A 16,250-nucleotide genomic window follows, 5' to 3' on the forward strand; every position below is an offset into this window, starting at 1 on the left:
AAGTAGGAATTACTATGAAAAAAGCATTAAATTATATAATATTAGTAGGTCTTATAGGGCTTACCATATGGATTTTTGTTAGCAACAATGATTTCGATAATTTTTCTGAATTAATCAGTAGTGCAAATATCGTGCTTTTATTAATAGCAGTTTTATGTATGGTATTGTATTGGTTTTTTGAAGCTATATAATTCATAGAATGAAAAAAACCTTAAATATTAAAAGCACCTATGGAGCGTCTCTCAAGCTTTGTATGATTGGTCAATATTATAGTGCAATCACTCCATTTTCCACTGGAGGCCAGCCTGTTCAAATATATTCATTGGTAAGTGATGGTGTACCTGTAGGTACTGCATCATCTTTATTTGTTAATAGGTTCTTGATATATCAATTGGTAGTTACTTTCTATTCATTATTTATGTTTATAATTAGATTTAACTTGCTTTATACTGAAGCTAAACTAGCACTACCTTTTGTAATAATAGGCTGCTTGGTTAATATCGTAATCTTAATTATGATATTTGGATTCTTACTAAATGAAAAATTTATTAGAAGTCTCTTAAGTAAATCTATTAGAATTTTACACAAATTTAAAATAATAAAAGACATAGAAAAATCTGAAGAAAAAATGAATAATACTTTATTAGATTATAAGACAAGCGTTGAAGAGATGAAAAAAGATAAGAAAACTACATTGGAATTGATTCTAGTGTCTATAGTACAGTTGACAATTGGTTTTTCTATTACTTTTTTTGTTTATTTAGCATTAGGTTTTGAAATGGGTCATTTCTTAGATATCATTGCTATTCAATCTTTACATTATATGGCAGTGTCTTTTATGCCTACTCCAGGAACTGCTGGTGCGGCAGAAGGTGGATTTTATATGTTATTTAAAGTCATATTCCCTAAAAAGATCCTATCCTTTGCCTTAATGCTATGGAGATTTATAGATTATTATTTGAGAGTTATGATAGCGGGATTAGTAACATTAATAGACTTTATATCTAGAAAGAAAAAAGTAAGCATTAATTAGACTTATAGATAAACCTCAAGAAACTTTAACTTCTTGAGGTTTATTTTTATTACAATTAAATTTGTCCTAAGGCTCTTAGTAAAATATCTGCAATAATTGCTGAACCTAGATAAGTTCCAATCATTACAAAAATTGCAAGAATTACAATTCTCCATCCTGTTTTTTTAAGAGAGTCTAAATTTTTACCAGTATAAATCCCTGCATATCCTAAAATCGGAGTGGCTAATGCTAAGAAATTAACTTTTGAAACTAGATTTGATATAGTTGCTGCTCCCGGTATTCCAGGTACTGTTAATAATGTAGATAAAGTTACAATATATGCTACACTAGGAATTTTGAGCGGTATTATCTTTGCTAGTACTATTCCTAACACTGCTATTAATACTAATATTAATACTCCTGGAATTGCTTCTATCATATTTACTTTATAACCAACATAATTTCCCACAACTGAGATGCTGCTGTTATTAATAATATAATAATGGAATCCTTTAGTTTCATGTTAATTTCCCTCCTTAGTTACAGGAACTTCTGGCAGCTCTTTATACTTCATTTTATATACCTTCTTATATAACCATTCAGCCAAAGGTAATGCTAACCATAATGACATATATAAACCATCTAAGCCGGAGAGCATATTACTTGCAGCTCCAAAAGCTGTAATCATTTCTTCCATTTCTGGAAACATAGCTACTAAGGAGCCTACTCCAGCCGTCATCATGCTTCCTGAACCTACTCCAGAAGCCATGGCTAAAGAATAAGGATGTAAGGAAGTATTTGCAGCAAGAAAACTTGCCATTAATCCAATGAATACTGTTCCGAAAACTGTCCCTACTATATAAACTCCTAATACTCCTTGTCCCTCTTCACTATCAAGTCCAAATTTATCTCCAACTAGAGCGACATTAGGTTCTCTAGCTATTGAATGAGCTCCACCTATAGCTTCTCTTTTTAGTCCCAATAACACTGCAATTGGCACTCCTAGTAAAACTGTTCCTATATTTCCGAACTCTTGCAAAATAAGGGCAGGACTAGCAGCTAATATTTTCGGCAAAGTGGGTCCAATATTTGTACCATATTTAGCCATTAAAAGCATCAGAGTTAAGCTTATTAAAGACCCTGCATCATCCATTTCTTTTTCTCTTGCAACATTTAAAAACTTGGGTGTCAATAGTACACCAAAAATCATAGCATACAGCATTGGTAATAATACAATTGTTCCAATTCCAATAGGAATATTTATGACGCCAATAAATTCAGAAATAACTACTAATCCTAAAACTAATAAATGCAGTTTTACATTCTTCATTATCTCACCTCATTTTTATTTTCATTGGCATATTTTATACCATGTAAAACCATGTTACTCATTACTGCTGAAGCAGTAATAACAGCTCTATCATCTCCATCAAATCTTGGATTGTGCCAAACATAATTCATATCCTTTTCTTTGTTACCTACTCCTAACCAAAAGAAAAATCCAGGAACTTTTTCAGTAAAAATGGAAAAGTCCTCTCCACCCATTGAAGGTATTGGATCAACAATTCCTTCCTCTCCTACTATTTCTTTTGTTGCATCATATGCCAATTTTGTTAGTTCATCATCATTAAATACAGCTGGTAAGTCAAAAATATACTCTAATTCAACATCTACCATATAAGCCTTTGCAGTGTACTCTAATACTTCCTTTATCCTTTTTGGTAACATTTGTCTTACTTGTGGATCAAAACTTCTTACAGTGCCTGACATCTCCACGAGTTCCGAAATGACATTGTTAGCAGTTCCAGAATTAAATGTCCCTATGGAAATAACTGCTGAATCTAAAGGACTTACATTACGACTAACTATTGTTTGCAAGTTCATTAACATAGCTGACGCTGCTATAATAGGGTCCCTTGTAGCATTGGGTATTGCACCATGACCTCCCTTCCCTTTCACTTTTATTCTTATAGTGTCAACTGCTGCCATTAATCCGCCCTTTTTAATTGCAATTTTCCCCCATGGTATCTCTGGATTATTATGGAGTCCAAATATCAAATCCGCTTTATAATCTGTAAATAGCCCCTTTTCAACCATTACTTTTGCTCCCTTATTTATTTCTTCAGCTGGTTGAAATACAAACATTACATTTCCATTTAATTCATTCTTAATATCAGATAAGATTATTGCAGCACCTATTACAGATGAGGCATGAAAATCATGACCGCAGGCATGCATTACTCCATCTATTTTGGATTTATAGGGAACATCATTCAGTTCTTGAATCGGAAGAGCATCAATATCTCCTCTTAATGCTATTGTAGGTCCTTCTTCTTTTCCTTTTAATAAGCCTACAACACCAGTCTCCATCCCTAAATCCATTATTTCAATGCCTAATGAAACTAATTTTTCTTTAATTTTTTCAGTAGTCCTATACTCTTTGAAACTTAGTTCTGGATACATATGAAGATCTCTTCTAAATTCAACTACTTCCTCCTCATATAATTTTTTCAATTCTTCCAACTTTAACATAATAGTCCTCCTTCTTTTATCACCCTATTTCCCAAAACCCATATCTTTTTGAACAAGTAATACAAATCTTATAAACTATAGTTGAAGTTGTTAAAAATATCTTTCATATAATGGAAATCTTTGACTTATATCTAATACTTCATTTCTTATTTCATTGAGTACATCCTCATTGTCTATGCTGTTTGCAACTTTATTTATTATTGACCCTATTTCTTTAATATCCTGTTCTTTCATACCTTTTATCGTCATGGCTGTAGTTCCAATCCTAACTCCACTAGTGACCATTGGTTTTTCGGGGTCAAAAGGTATCATATTTTTATTTACAGTGATCCCTACATAATCCAAGGCTTTTTCCAATTGTTTACCTGTCAGCTTCTTTGGTCTTAAGTCAACTAATAATAAATGTGTATCTGTACCTCCAGATACAATCCTAAATCCATATTCCGATAATACAGCTCCCAAGACTTGAGCATTTTTCACAACTTGCTTCATTAAATTTGCAAATTCTTCTGTAGAGGCACGCTTAAAGGTATATGCTTTTGCTCCCATTATGTGAAGATGAGGTGAACCTTGAGAACCTGGAAACATTGCCTTATCAATTGCCTTAGCATATTCTTCTTTGCATAATATAAACCCGCCTCTTGCACCACATAAAGTTTTAGTAGTAGTGGAGGTAACAAAGTCTGCATACTTCATAGGATTAGGATATATCTTAGCTGCCGCAAGTCCTGCTACATGGGCCATATCTGCCATGAAATATGCTCCAACATACTTAGCTATTTCAGAAATCTTTTTAAAATCAATAATCCTTGGATAAGCACTTCCCCCTGTAACTATGAGCTTTGGTTTATATTCTCTTGCAAGCTTTTCAATTTCATCATAATCAATTAATTCTGTTTCTTTATCAAGTCCATAGGCAATAAAGTTGTATATCTTTCCTGAAAAGTTTACCTTATTACCATGGGTCAAATGTCCGCCTTGATCTAATCTCAATCCTAATACAGTATCTCCTGGTTCTAATATTGCAGAATAAACAGTTTGATTTGCTTGTGAACCTGAATGTGCTTGTATATTAGCATGTCCAGCTTCATAAAGCTGTTTTGCTCTAGATATTCCTAAATTCTCCACTTTATCTATTACATGACATCCTGCATGATATCTTTTTCCTGGAAAACCTTCTGTAGTCTTATTCGTCAAAATACTACCTTGCAGCTCTAGAACCTCTGTAGGAACATAGCTTTCAGATGCTATCATTTCGATTCCCGTTCTTTGACGATTTAATTCTTCCTTTACCATTTGAAATAATATGGAATCTGTTGTTTTTAAAGTATCTAACATAATTAGTCTCTCCTTTTCATAGTTGTTATGGTATATTATTTCAAATATTCAAATAATTTTAAATTAACTAAATCACTATTTAATTGAACTAAATCATCTATTAACAAAACAGTAGCCTAAAGCTACTGCTTATAATTTTTAGGTGTATTTCCCGTTATAATTTTAAAGGTTTTATAAAAATAATTTAGATTATTAAAGCCTACTTGTGTTGCTATCTCCTTAATAGGAAGTTCTTCATTGTACATTAATTCTATAGCTTTATCAATCCTAAATTTATTTAAATACTTTATAAAAGTCATATGAAAATATCTATTAAACAATCTATTAATTTGATTTACACTAATATGAAAATCCTTAGCACATTGATTTAATTGAATATCATTTCTATAATTAATATTTATATATTGAAGAATATCATTTAACAATGGATTATCAGTGAATTTATATCCTATAACTCTAGCAATAGATTCCTTCAAGCTGTTAGCCTCTATAGGTTTTAATAATATATCCTTTGCTCCTAATCTCAGCGAGGACTGGGCATATTCAAAATAGCTAAATGCTGTGACCACAATAAATGTTATCGGTTCAATATAATGATTCTTTATATAGTCCATAACATCTATTCCATCACTATCTGGCATTTCTATATCCAAAAAAACTACTTCTGGCTTTAAATCAAAGATTAGTTCTATAGCTTCTCTCCCGTTTTCAGCTTCTCCCACCACTTCTAAGGTATATTATTTTTGCTTATTAAAAGTTTTAATAAATCTCTAGCTAATATTTCATCGTCTACAATCAATGTTTTAATCATAATTCCTCCTTAATAGCTGGAATTACTATTATGACTTGAGTGCCAGCGTTCTTCTTACTTGAAATTTTAAATTCAAAATTATTATGATGAAGTAATTCTAGTTTTCTATATATCATCATTAGACCACTAATAATAAAATTCTCTGTCTGTCCTTTAATCATATTATTAAGTTTTTCAATTTCATCTTCTTCTAATCCAGTTCCATTATCTAGTACTTGAATATAAATTTTATCCTGATTTTTTCTACAGCTAATTTGGATGCTTAGGTTGTCCATTTTATTTTTAAAACCATGGACAAAAGAATTTTCAATTATTGGCTGAATGAAATTAAAGGGAATTCTTGCCGATTTGGCATTTTCAGAAATATTAATATTTACACTAAGTCTTTCACCATATCTTAATTTTTGCAGCTCTAGATAATCCATAATAAATAAAATCTCATCATTTAATGTGGCAATAGAGTTGCTTGACTTCAGTGAATATCTAAAAATTTTTGATAATCTAATTATTGATTCATAAGTCTTTATGCTATCTTCTTTTATAGCAAGACTAGCAATTGCATTTAATGTATTAAAAAGAAAATGATTATTAATCTGTATACTCAAAACCTGTTCTTTTGTAGATCTTAAGCTCTCCTCCAATAGAAGTTCATTTTTAGCAATATCTTTAATTATCTCTTCTTTCTTATATAATTCCATCTCAGTATTTTCTAATAGATAATAATATGAAATGTTCTTACTCAAGGTCTTTATATGCTGCAAAATAGCCATGATACGTCCTTGATGAACTATCTGAATTTTACGATACAATTCATAATCTAAGTCTAATTCATCTTTAAATTCTACATAACTTTCATCATATATTCTAATATGTCCTCCTTTTATAGTACCAACCAAACTATTGTTTATAATAATTGGCATAACAAATACTCTTAATCCATATTGACAAACAAAAGCAAATGGATCTTTATAATGGGGAGGCATATATTCATCATAAATATTATATAGATGGCAATTCCTTACATCTTTATGTACATTGCATTTTTTTATACAAAATTCGGGATAGTTATGAGAAATAATAACTGGTTCATTTTTTCTGTCAAATATGGATAATGAAATTCCTAATATATCAATAGCCTCATCATATAGATGTTTAATCTTATCATTTAATACTATTGTATCCTCAAAATTTTCTTTATGTACCTCCCCGCTACTCAATATATCATTTAAGGGATTGCGTTGGTTATAATATACTGGAATTGATATCAGTAATTCTTTGATTGGTTCTTCACCCGCATTTATTGCCTCATGTACTGAACCTGCATCTATATGAAATAAAGACCCAGGCTTCTTAATACTTAACTCCTTACCAATAAGCTGTTCTCCTTGTCCAGATAAAACATATAATAATTGTTCATCCCCATAGTGAATATGCTCCTTTTGTCTTTTTCCCGGTAATATGGTACTAATGCTATATGCATTATATTAGTAGAGTTCTTAGTATCAGGCTCATAAATCCACTCTATATTACCCCAATCAAAATATTGTATATGACTCATTATCTTCACCCCTAAGACTATTGATAATAAAAATATGATATTGATTTTAGAATATTGAAATTATTCTATGTTCAGTTTACTATACCTAAGTAGAAAAGTAAACCAATGAAGTCAACCTTAAAGTGCTATGTTTCTAAGCCAAAATAGCATTATTATAAATAACAAGGCAATAAAAATAAGTTAAGATTTTGATATTCTTATCAAAATCTTAACTTATTTTTATTTGTTTACTTTATTGTTAATTTCTTTTTTGGTTGGTTAGTTTTAGTTTTAAAAATAACTGTTGCTAGCAAAAAAGAGTATATATACCGTTTGCACAAAACATTTTATAGAATCTAGAAAACAGATTATGCTAACCATTTAATTCTAGTCTATTTTTATTTCATTATCATCCCTATCAAATATATACCAAGTCTCATATCCATCGATATTATCTGGTTCTTCATTTGATACTTTTGTTTTGTTATATTTACTATAAATTATATAATCATAACCATCCTTTTTATCCTCTCCTATATGAATCCTTAATTTGAATCCACTAGTCTGCTGCCATTCCAATATTCATCTCCAATTTTTTGCATAAAATCAATACCTATTATTGTTTGAAATTCATTTATTAGATATTGGAAATCTCCTTTTTCTAAGTCTCCTTTATAATTAATATCTGCATAAAGAGTAGGTCTTTTAAATCTAAATTCTAAATTTGCTATTTTTTCGTTAGAACCCATAATTGTTTTGGTAAATTCTTTGGTTTCATCAATGCTAACAGTTTTATAAGGACTGCATCCTGCTAGTATTGTTATAAACATTAGGATAACAGTTAGAGAATAAATTTTTATTTTATTTTTATAGACATATGTTAAAATATATAATTTCACCACCTAAATTATTATCATATATTTCATCTAAACTGTAAGATTTTCTTTTTTCCCAGGTTGATATAGCTATATTCCTATCTCCATGAACTCCATTTTGGAGGTATTTAGTTATAGTAACTCAATGCCAGTTTAGTCTAGATACTACTATATTATAATATTGTATTAGATAAATATGGCATAAATTCTTACCTCTTTGTTATTTATTGCATAGCAACTTTTATTTAACACAGGTTCAGAGTTTATGCCCTATTCATTTTTGGTAATATTACCAATTATTATTTTATTTTCATAGAATTAGAGTTATTCACTTTATTATTAACTAACTAATCTTAACTAATTTTAATTACACCTTATTAATTAGGTCTAGTTGTACCTGCATCACCTCCACAAGAGCTAACTGTAGGATATTCTGGTCCTCCTTCATAACTGGGATAAGATATAACTTGTGGTCTAATTGGACCTCCATCTCCTCCAGCAAATGCAACTATAGATAGACTAAATAATAAAAACATCAATACAACTACACTTATTAATTTTCTTCTCTTCATATGATTTCTCCTCCTTGATATTTTATTATATTATCGATTAGTTTTTCAAACCTATCATACTCTTTGTTATCAACATATGTCTTCAAACACTTAAATACTGCCAATGAACCATTATTAAATTTTATGCCAGATATAATATCATCATTATACTGTTCTATTATCTCAAAAATATTCTGAATTTTTGTTTTTGCATTTAACTCCAATAAGGATATCATATTCTTGGAAATATAATTATACTGAACGTTTTTCTTTGCATATTCTAAGGATTCTTTATAATACTTTTCTGCTTGTTCAAACTCTCCTAGATTTTCATAGGAAACAGCTAATTGATTACAGATTATTGAATAACTATATGAATTCTTATCCAATTCATCTATATCTTTTAGAATCGCATCTACATATTTATATGCACGATTTTCATCATTTAATTTTGTATAGGCCTCAGCTATATTTCCATATATCAAATATTTAAGATCACTATATCCAGTAAACGTCAAAACTTGAAGTGCATTATTATAGCTACTTAAAGATGATTCATAATCTCCCATTTCAAGATAGCATAGCCCTTGTAGATTATATGCTCTTCTCCACAGATCATAATCTTTTCTCTCCGTATAGCATAATAAATCTGAAATCACTTCTAAAGAAGGAGAATACATCTTTAATCTATAATAAGCTAAAGCGTAGTTATAGTATAAATGAATTAAATACTTTTCTGGTATATCATCAATATTTACAAGAGCTTTTTGATATAGTACTACTGCATCCTGACATTTTCCCCTGTCAATATAGTTATTGGCAAGCTTTATCATTATTCTATAATTTAACTTTCTCTTAGGATATCTAGTTGTCAGCTCCCAAGCTTTAGACATATATTCATATTCCTTCTCATAATCTCTAGAATTAAAATATATATCTCCTATGAGCTCATACGCCTTAATCTTTTTATCCATAAGATCATATTCATTTAGGAGAAACTCTAAATCATCTATATCATCTACATCAATAACATAATCCTTATCATTTTTATGCTTGTCCAACTCTGCAATATATGCTTCCACTTCTTCTTTTGCATCATATCTTCGTGGATTAAGCAGGTCCTCAGGCTCCATGATTAAGTCCATATTTCTTTCTTCTAGGATATTATTTATTTTCTTACATATTAATTGTGCATTATCTATCTTTAGGGGAATTTTACCAGACTCTATTAAGCTTATTAAGTTGCTAGTGCTATCTTCTCCTGTAATTTCTGATTGGCTTATATTTAATGTCTCTCTTATTCTTCTTAGAACTCCCCTAAAATTAGTCTCTGAGATTGCAATATCCAAACACATCACCCCTATCTAATATTTAACTTCTGGTGTTTGATATGGAAAGTTAGAACTATCTAAGGGAATAACTCTTCAATATAAAGAAACCCTTCTTATTTCATATACCTAATTCTATAATTTGAAATTATTATAGCTAGTATACACCATAAGTTATTTATTGAATCAACAATATGATTGTTAAGTTCATTAAATCATATTGTAACTTCTAGGGTCAACGTTTTTGTTTTTACAATTTTCGATACTTAGTGTCGTATTTTACCGAAAACTATCTTCATAATTCTATGATTATTAGATTATAAATGTGTTTTTTAAAACATTTATCTTGTGAAAATATTTGAATATTTAATGACATCTTTTGTCTAATTATTTTGATATAATTAGAATAAAAAACCTATAAATATAGATTTTTTTAGTATCTATACTATAGGTTTGATTTTAAAATATTCTACAGTTTTTATATAAACTTATTGTATCTTTATTTTTTCTAAAATTCCTTACCTTTATATATACCTTTTGAAATCTGTAGAGAAATCAAATACATTATTATCCCAACACCAGCAAACAGAAGAATGAGTATTTTCCAATCCATGTTTATTATATTTTGAAATATCTCTGCATTTTCAAATTTTCTACCAAATCTACTTATTATATTGGGCAATAAAATAAGTATGATATAGAAGATTTGATTAAATGCTTGGGCTTTTCCTACATTATAATAATGAAATGGCAAGTATATGGAGAAAAATATCAAAGATAATCCCAATATAAATAATACATCCCATATAGTTGCAGGATTCCCTACTATTGTGGTACTAAATATAATCTTAGATATATTAGAGGATAAAAAGACAATTCCAGTTATAAATAAAATATATAGTCCCATAGATATATATTTTGATTTTACAATATCATATCTATCTACTGGAAATGAATTTAACATCATATCTGCCTTTCCTTTTACATCGTATTGAGTGGAAAACATTGAAACCACATATACCATTATAAACATAGCAAATCCATATACAAGCTTAGATTTATATACATGGTCGATACTCACTCCAACATATCCAAAGAATAGCCCTCCACATAGTATAAATAGGTTTATAAATCTTAATAATCGTATATCCTTAATTACAAGCTGTTTCATTGATATCCCCCCTATGCAAAGTCCCTTGTTTCATATAACCATAAAGATATTCCTATGGATAGGAAATATACTATAGCTGCTATAGCTGGTAATCCTAATCCATTTAATATGTTCTGAAATTTATAAGATGTTACAATAACAAAATTCATGATAAATATATATACAAATATATTTGCAATACTAGCTATCTTAGGAGGTAATCTAAAAAGAGCTGGCAGTGATATAGATAGTGACAACAATACTATTGGTAAAGTAGACCCTATTAAAGAAAGATTGAAAGTATCCACATCTATAAATCCTAATAGATTGATTATCCACAAATAACCCCCAGTAATAACAAAACCAACTACATAATTTACAAATATAGATAAATACCTGCTAATAACTATATCCCTTTTCTTAATAGGCAGAGATTGCAATAATATATGAGGTTTCGTCTGCATCTCATAACCGAAAGGCATGGTTGTCAGCATATATACAAATGTATAAATCATTAGGCTAACTACGAATTCATTATCTGTTCCCATTGTAAATAAAATAAACGGTACATATAATATTATTAAAATCCAAGATTGTTTATTGGAAAAGGTTAACAAGAAATCTTTTTTAATCAAGTTTAACATCTTCCTGCCTCCTTACACTATAAACCATTATATCTTCAAGTGTTGGTTTTTCAATTAATATCTCACTGCCAAATAACTTCTTTAGCCTTTGTGGATTTTCTGTCAACCCTTCAAAACCTACATTAGTTTCCCTAAGTCCTATGAACTCTTTTCTTGTATCTCTGTCTAATAAATTTTTTCCACCCTTTATCACTCCATAGGATTCTAAAATTTCATCCTTCGATTTTGAAAATACTATTTTACCTTTATTAATAAATGTTATATAATCCGCTATTTTTTCAAGATCTGTCGTTATATGGGTAGAAAAGAATATAGATTTTTTTTCATCTTGTATAATACTATATAATACATCTAAGATTTCAGCTCTAAATATTGGGTCAAGTCCTGATGTAGGTTCATCCATTATTATCAAATCTGCATTGTGAGACAAAGCTATTGCCAAAGAAAACTTCATCTTCATACCCTTAGATAATTTTTTTATCTTTTGGTTAAGGTCTAAATCAAAATCCTTTATATATTTATTAAACAATTTTTCATCCCATTTTTTATAAAAAGGTGCTATTATATTCTTCATCTGTCTTATGGTCAAATCCTCATAAAAATAAGATTCATCATATACAAAACCAATCCTATTCTTAATTTCTTTTTCGAACTGTATATGGTCTTTGCCAAATACTTTTATCTCTCCAGAATCCTTTTTCAGCAAATTCATTATGAGTTTTATAGTCGTACTTTTTCCTGCACCATTTGGTCCAATAAATCCCATTATATATCCTGGTTCTAATTTAAATGATACATTGTCTAGCTTGAATTTATTAAAATCTTTAGTTAAGTTTTTTATCTCTAACATATTTAAACCTCCTCAAATAGAATCTTAAGCATTTCGTTTACTTCAGTGTACTTTAATCCTAGCAATCTAGATTCTTCCACTACTTCAGCTAATTTTTCTTCTATTATTTTTAATTTTTTTTCTTTCATTAGCTCTTTATTTTGCATAGCTACAAAAGAGCCTTTTCCTTGCATAGTTTCTATAAATCCTTCCTTTTCTAATTCTTCATAAGCTCTCTTAGTTGTAATAACAGATATCTGAAGATCCTTTGCTAGACCTCTTATGGAAGGTAATGCTTCTCCTTCTCCTAGCTCTCCCTTTATTATCATACCTTTTATCTGATTAGCTATCTGCTCATATATTGCTTCATTAGAAGAATTAGATACGATTATTCTCATAACGTCCCTCCTTATATAACTGTTATCTTCGTATATACTGTATATGCTTCGTATATACAGTATATGTCTATATTATTCTTTTGTCAATATTTTTTTTAATGATGATTTAAATAATATTTATAACGCATATTTATAAGATATAAATACTATATCTACAGATTGATTTATTATATGGTGCAGTAAAGTTTTTTTATATCCCGTTATAGTAATGGGTATATTAATGATGAGAATTTATTTATATATTAATATATCCTAATACAAAATTATTTAATGAATTAACCTATCAAGGGGGACTTATATATGAAAAAAGTACTAATATTTACTGCCTCCATAGGAGGCGGTCATAATGAGGCAGCCTCATGCCTAGAAAAAGAATTTACTCAACATGATTTTATAGTTAAAAAAGTAGATGCATTATTAGCTATAAGTAAAAGCTTCGATTCTTTTATCTCTGGTTCATGTAAAATTATAGTTAATAATTTCCCTAAATTATATGGAAATCTATATGATATCAGCAATAAAGAAAAAACTAATAAATTGCTTAATATATCTTTAGCTAAAATTGCTAAGGAGAAAATTTATAATATGATATTAGAAGAAAATCCAGATTTGATTATTTCAACTCACTCATTTGTCATAAGTATGGTAGGACATTTGAAGGAAAAGAATCTTATCAATATACCTTTTATTTCTGTAGTAACAGACTATGAGGCACATAAAATTTATGTAAATGATAATGTAGATGCATATATTGTTGCTAGTGAACATACAGGAAAAACCTTATTAGCTCAAGGTGTATCTAAGGATAGAATATTCCCTTATGGCATACCAATCAAAGCCGAATTTTTAGATAAGTGTAATATCGCCCCTATAAATAAAAAGCCTTTCCAGATATTATTGATGGCAGGAAGCTTAGGTCTAAAAAGTATGACAAAGGTATTAGATAATATAATAACTCTAGACGGTGATTATCATATTGTGGCTGTTTGTGGAAATAATAAAAAATTAAAACTTTCTATAGAAACACAATATACTAACCTAATTAAAAGCAATAAAATTACTCTTTATGGATTTACTACTAATATACCATCTATCATGGAAAATTCAGATATACTCATAACAAAACCAGGAGGTTTAACTGTATCAGAAGCAATAGCCAAAAGACTGCCCATGATTATTCCATATTATATTCCCGGTCAAGAAAAAGAAAACTTAGATTTCTTGGTAAAAAATGGCATGGGCATATATGTATATCAGATAAAGGAAATTAAAAGCCTAATAGAATATATTATGAAAAATCCATCTGTTATTAATAACATGAAAAAAAACATGGAGAAAATGGGTAATGGATTCTGCCCTAATAATGTTGTTTATCTTAGTGAAAATTTAATCAATGATTGTACTTTAAATAGATGAAATTGGCCTAGCATAAAGGTCTTTGACATATATTAATTTTTAATAAGAGATAACTTAATTTTAAAAGCCTAAGAAAAAAAGTGAAGAAACACACAAGGTAGGTTCAATATATGAAAAAGATAATAAATTACATTTTATTAATAGTTTCACTAGGATTAACTTATTGGATCTTCTTTTATAAAAATGATTTCTCTAATTTTCCTCAATTAATAGGTAAAACCAATAAATTTTATCTCTCCTTAGGCTTTTTATGCATAATATTATACTGGATATTTGATGCATATATAATTTATAAAATAAGAAAGGTACTGGATATTGAAGGTAGCTTTAAATCATCTTTTATAATTACTATGATCGGTCAATATTATGGTGCAATTACACCATTTTCCAGTGGAAGTCAACCTGCACAAATCTATTTACTAATAAATAATGGTTTCCCAGTGGGAACTGTATCTTCATTAATGATAATCAGATTTTTAATTTATCAACTTGTAATTACATTCTACTCAATATCCATGTTTATAATTAATTTTAATTTTCTACTAAATAAAGTAAAATTTGCTATACCTTTTATAGCAATTGGCTGCTTATTAAACCTTTTTATATTATTAATGATAATAGGATTTTTCCGTAATGAAAAATTGATAAAAAAAGTATCTTCCAAAGTTTTTGCTATTGGTCATAAACTAAAACTAATAAAAGATATTAGAAAATTAGAAAATAAAATAGATAAGGGTCTTGTGGACTATACAGTTAGTATAAATCATATGAAGGAAGACAAGAGAATTACTTTACTTTTAATTTTAACTAGTTTTTTACAGCTAACATTTTACTTTTCAATAACTTACTTTGTATATTTAGCTATTGGGCTTATAGGATTTTCTTTTTTAGATATAATTGGAATCCAATCTCTGCATTATACGGCAGTCTCTTTCATACCTACACCCGGTACTGTAGGTGCTGCAGAAGGTGGATTTTATATATTATATAATACCATATTTCCTAGAGAAATCTTAGTATTTGCAATGATACTATGGCGATTTATAAGCTATTATTTTGTAATAATTATGAGTGGAATAGTTACATTGGCCAATTTTATCCACAAAAGAAAAAGAAATCAAGATAAGCATAACTAATCATAATATCTTTTGTAAACCTCTGTATATTTTCCTGTTGACAATTGACTAAAATTAATTTATTATACTATTGTAAACTATTTTTATATAATTGGTTGACAATAGGAGGTAATAAAATGAAATTATCTACAAGACAAATGACTCTAGTTGCTATGTTTACAGGACTTACCACTGTAGGAGCTTTTATTAGTATTCCTTTAGGTGAAGTACCTATAACCTTGCAGACTCTATTTGTTATTTTATCTGGTCTTATTTTGGGTCCTAAATTAGGTGCTTTATCTCAAATAGTCTACATATTCTTGGGTTTAGTAGGTGTACCCATATTTGCAGAATTTACTGGTGGAGTTCAAGCTATAATGAAGCCTAGCTTTGGATTTATTATTGGATTTATTTTTGCAGCTTATATTGTTGGAAAGATTGCCCATTCTGGGGAGAAAGTATCTTCTAAGAATATTTGGATTGCATCTTTAGTTGGAATCATAGTTATATATTTATTTGGTCTGCCTTATATGTATTACATACTAAACATTGTAATGGCAAAAGGTTTATCTTTCAATACGATTATGAAAATAGGATGTCTTATTTTCTTACCTGGAGATTTTCTAAAACTTATAGTAGCTTCAGTTGTTGCAGCTAAGACTTTACCAATATTAAATAAAGCAGGGTTATCTGTAAATTAAGATAACCCTGTTT

General features: G+C 29.0%; 20 protein-coding genes. 5 read left to right on the plus strand and 15 right to left on the minus strand.

The window, feature by feature from the left end:
• Positions 1-14: 14 nt before the first annotated feature.
• Together CIW83_RS22350 and CIW83_RS16255 are read left to right on the plus strand one after the other, a co-directional pair.
• Positions 15-191: a hypothetical protein gene (locus CIW83_RS22350; protein WP_158220152.1), complete on the plus strand. Its 177-nt coding sequence runs from the start codon at positions 15-17 to the stop codon at positions 189-191.
• A gap of 8 nt (positions 192-199) precedes the next feature.
• A complete protein-coding gene (locus CIW83_RS16255) occupies positions 200-1,033 on the plus strand; it encodes a lysylphosphatidylglycerol synthase transmembrane domain-containing protein (protein ID WP_094903108.1) in 834 nt (277 codons plus the stop codon).
• A gap of 55 nt (positions 1,034-1,088) precedes the next feature.
• On the opposite strand, the gene CIW83_RS16260 is transcribed toward CIW83_RS16255, so the two are convergent.
• From CIW83_RS16260 to CIW83_RS16330, 15 genes are all read right to left on the minus strand, one after another.
• Positions 1,089-1,481: a DUF340 domain-containing protein gene (locus CIW83_RS16260; RefSeq protein WP_235601374.1), complete on the minus strand. Its 393-nt coding sequence runs from the start codon at positions 1,479-1,481 to the stop codon at positions 1,089-1,091.
• 54 nt (positions 1,482-1,535) lie between these two features.
• Complete coding sequence (locus tag CIW83_RS16265) at positions 1,536-2,342, minus strand: DUF3100 domain-containing protein (protein ID WP_094903109.1); 807 nt, start codon at positions 2,340-2,342, stop codon at positions 1,536-1,538.
• Positions 2,342-3,544, minus strand: a complete 1,203-nt coding sequence (locus CIW83_RS16270) for a M20 family metallopeptidase (RefSeq protein ID WP_094903111.1) — start codon at positions 3,542-3,544, stop codon at positions 2,342-2,344. Before CIW83_RS16270 ends, CIW83_RS16265 begins: the two co-directional genes overlap by 1 nt.
• 90 nt (positions 3,545-3,634) lie before the next feature.
• The gene (glyA, locus tag CIW83_RS16275; RefSeq protein ID WP_094903113.1) at positions 3,635-4,882 is read right to left on the minus strand and encodes a serine hydroxymethyltransferase; all 1,248 of its coding nucleotides are present in this window, start codon (positions 4,880-4,882) and stop codon (positions 3,635-3,637) included.
• 122 nt (positions 4,883-5,004) lie between these two features.
• On the minus strand, positions 5,005-5,604 hold the full coding sequence (locus CIW83_RS16280; RefSeq protein ID WP_094903115.1) for a helix-turn-helix domain-containing protein: 600 nt from the start codon (positions 5,602-5,604) through the stop codon (positions 5,005-5,007).
• 85 nt (positions 5,605-5,689) lie between these two features.
• Positions 5,690-7,123 carry a histidine kinase gene (locus CIW83_RS16285; RefSeq protein ID WP_369819405.1) on the minus strand — a complete coding sequence of 478 codons (1,434 nt, stop codon included), beginning with the start codon at positions 7,121-7,123 and terminating at the stop codon, positions 5,690-5,692.
• On the minus strand, positions 7,051-7,251 hold the full coding sequence (locus CIW83_RS23880; protein ID WP_235601375.1) for a hypothetical protein: 201 nt from the start codon (positions 7,249-7,251) through the stop codon (positions 7,051-7,053). Before CIW83_RS23880 ends, CIW83_RS16285 begins: the two co-directional genes overlap by 73 nt.
• A 366-nt stretch (positions 7,252-7,617) precedes the next feature.
• Positions 7,618-7,809: a hypothetical protein gene (locus CIW83_RS16295; protein WP_094903119.1), complete on the minus strand. Its 192-nt coding sequence runs from the start codon at positions 7,807-7,809 to the stop codon at positions 7,618-7,620.
• Entirely contained in the window at positions 7,776-8,060 is a 285-nt protein-coding gene (locus CIW83_RS16300) for a hypothetical protein (RefSeq protein ID WP_143598576.1), read from the minus strand. The genes CIW83_RS16295 and CIW83_RS16300 overlap by 34 nt, the downstream gene beginning before the upstream one ends.
• A gap of 422 nt (positions 8,061-8,482) precedes the next feature.
• Complete coding sequence (locus CIW83_RS16305; protein WP_094903123.1) at positions 8,483-8,677, minus strand: hypothetical protein; 195 nt, start codon at positions 8,675-8,677, stop codon at positions 8,483-8,485.
• Positions 8,674-10,005: a helix-turn-helix transcriptional regulator gene (locus tag CIW83_RS16310; RefSeq protein ID WP_158220153.1), complete on the minus strand. Its 1,332-nt coding sequence runs from the start codon at positions 10,003-10,005 to the stop codon at positions 8,674-8,676. The genes CIW83_RS16305 and CIW83_RS16310 overlap by 4 nt, the downstream gene beginning before the upstream one ends.
• Before the next feature lie 487 nt (positions 10,006-10,492).
• The gene (locus tag CIW83_RS16315; RefSeq protein ID WP_094903127.1) at positions 10,493-11,155 is read right to left on the minus strand and encodes an ABC-2 transporter permease; all 663 of its coding nucleotides are present in this window, start codon (positions 11,153-11,155) and stop codon (positions 10,493-10,495) included.
• An 11-nt stretch (positions 11,156-11,166) separates the two neighbouring features.
• Positions 11,167-11,778, minus strand: a complete 612-nt coding sequence (locus tag CIW83_RS16320) for an ABC-2 transporter permease (protein WP_094903129.1) — start codon at positions 11,776-11,778, stop codon at positions 11,167-11,169.
• Positions 11,762-12,628 (minus strand): ABC transporter ATP-binding protein, encoded by an 867-nt coding sequence (locus CIW83_RS16325; protein ID WP_094903131.1) that lies wholly within the window; start codon positions 12,626-12,628, stop codon positions 11,762-11,764. The genes CIW83_RS16320 and CIW83_RS16325 overlap by 17 nt, the downstream gene beginning before the upstream one ends.
• 2 nt (positions 12,629-12,630) lie before the next feature.
• Entirely contained in the window at positions 12,631-13,005 is a 375-nt protein-coding gene (locus CIW83_RS16330) for a GntR family transcriptional regulator (protein WP_094903133.1), read from the minus strand.
• Between the two features lie 300 nt (positions 13,006-13,305).
• Between CIW83_RS16330 and CIW83_RS16335 the strand changes: the two genes are divergently transcribed.
• The 3 genes from CIW83_RS16335 to CIW83_RS16345 all read left to right on the plus strand — a co-directional run bounded on the left by CIW83_RS16335 (position 13,306) and on the right by CIW83_RS16345 (position 16,237).
• Positions 13,306-14,421: a glycosyltransferase gene (locus CIW83_RS16335; protein ID WP_094903135.1), complete on the plus strand. Its 1,116-nt coding sequence runs from the start codon at positions 13,306-13,308 to the stop codon at positions 14,419-14,421.
• Between the two features lie 110 nt (positions 14,422-14,531).
• Positions 14,532-15,557: a lysylphosphatidylglycerol synthase transmembrane domain-containing protein gene (locus tag CIW83_RS16340; RefSeq protein WP_094903137.1), complete on the plus strand. Its 1,026-nt coding sequence runs from the start codon at positions 14,532-14,534 to the stop codon at positions 15,555-15,557.
• 116 nt (positions 15,558-15,673) lie between these two features.
• Complete coding sequence (locus tag CIW83_RS16345; RefSeq protein ID WP_094903139.1) at positions 15,674-16,237, plus strand: biotin transporter BioY; 564 nt, start codon at positions 15,674-15,676, stop codon at positions 16,235-16,237.
• Positions 16,238-16,250: the final 13 nt, after the last annotated feature.

The sequence above is a fragment of the Tissierella sp. P1 genome (assembly GCF_002266425.1).
GTDB classification, from domain to species: domain Bacteria; phylum Bacillota; class Clostridia; order Tissierellales; family Tissierellaceae; genus Tissierella; species Tissierella carlieri.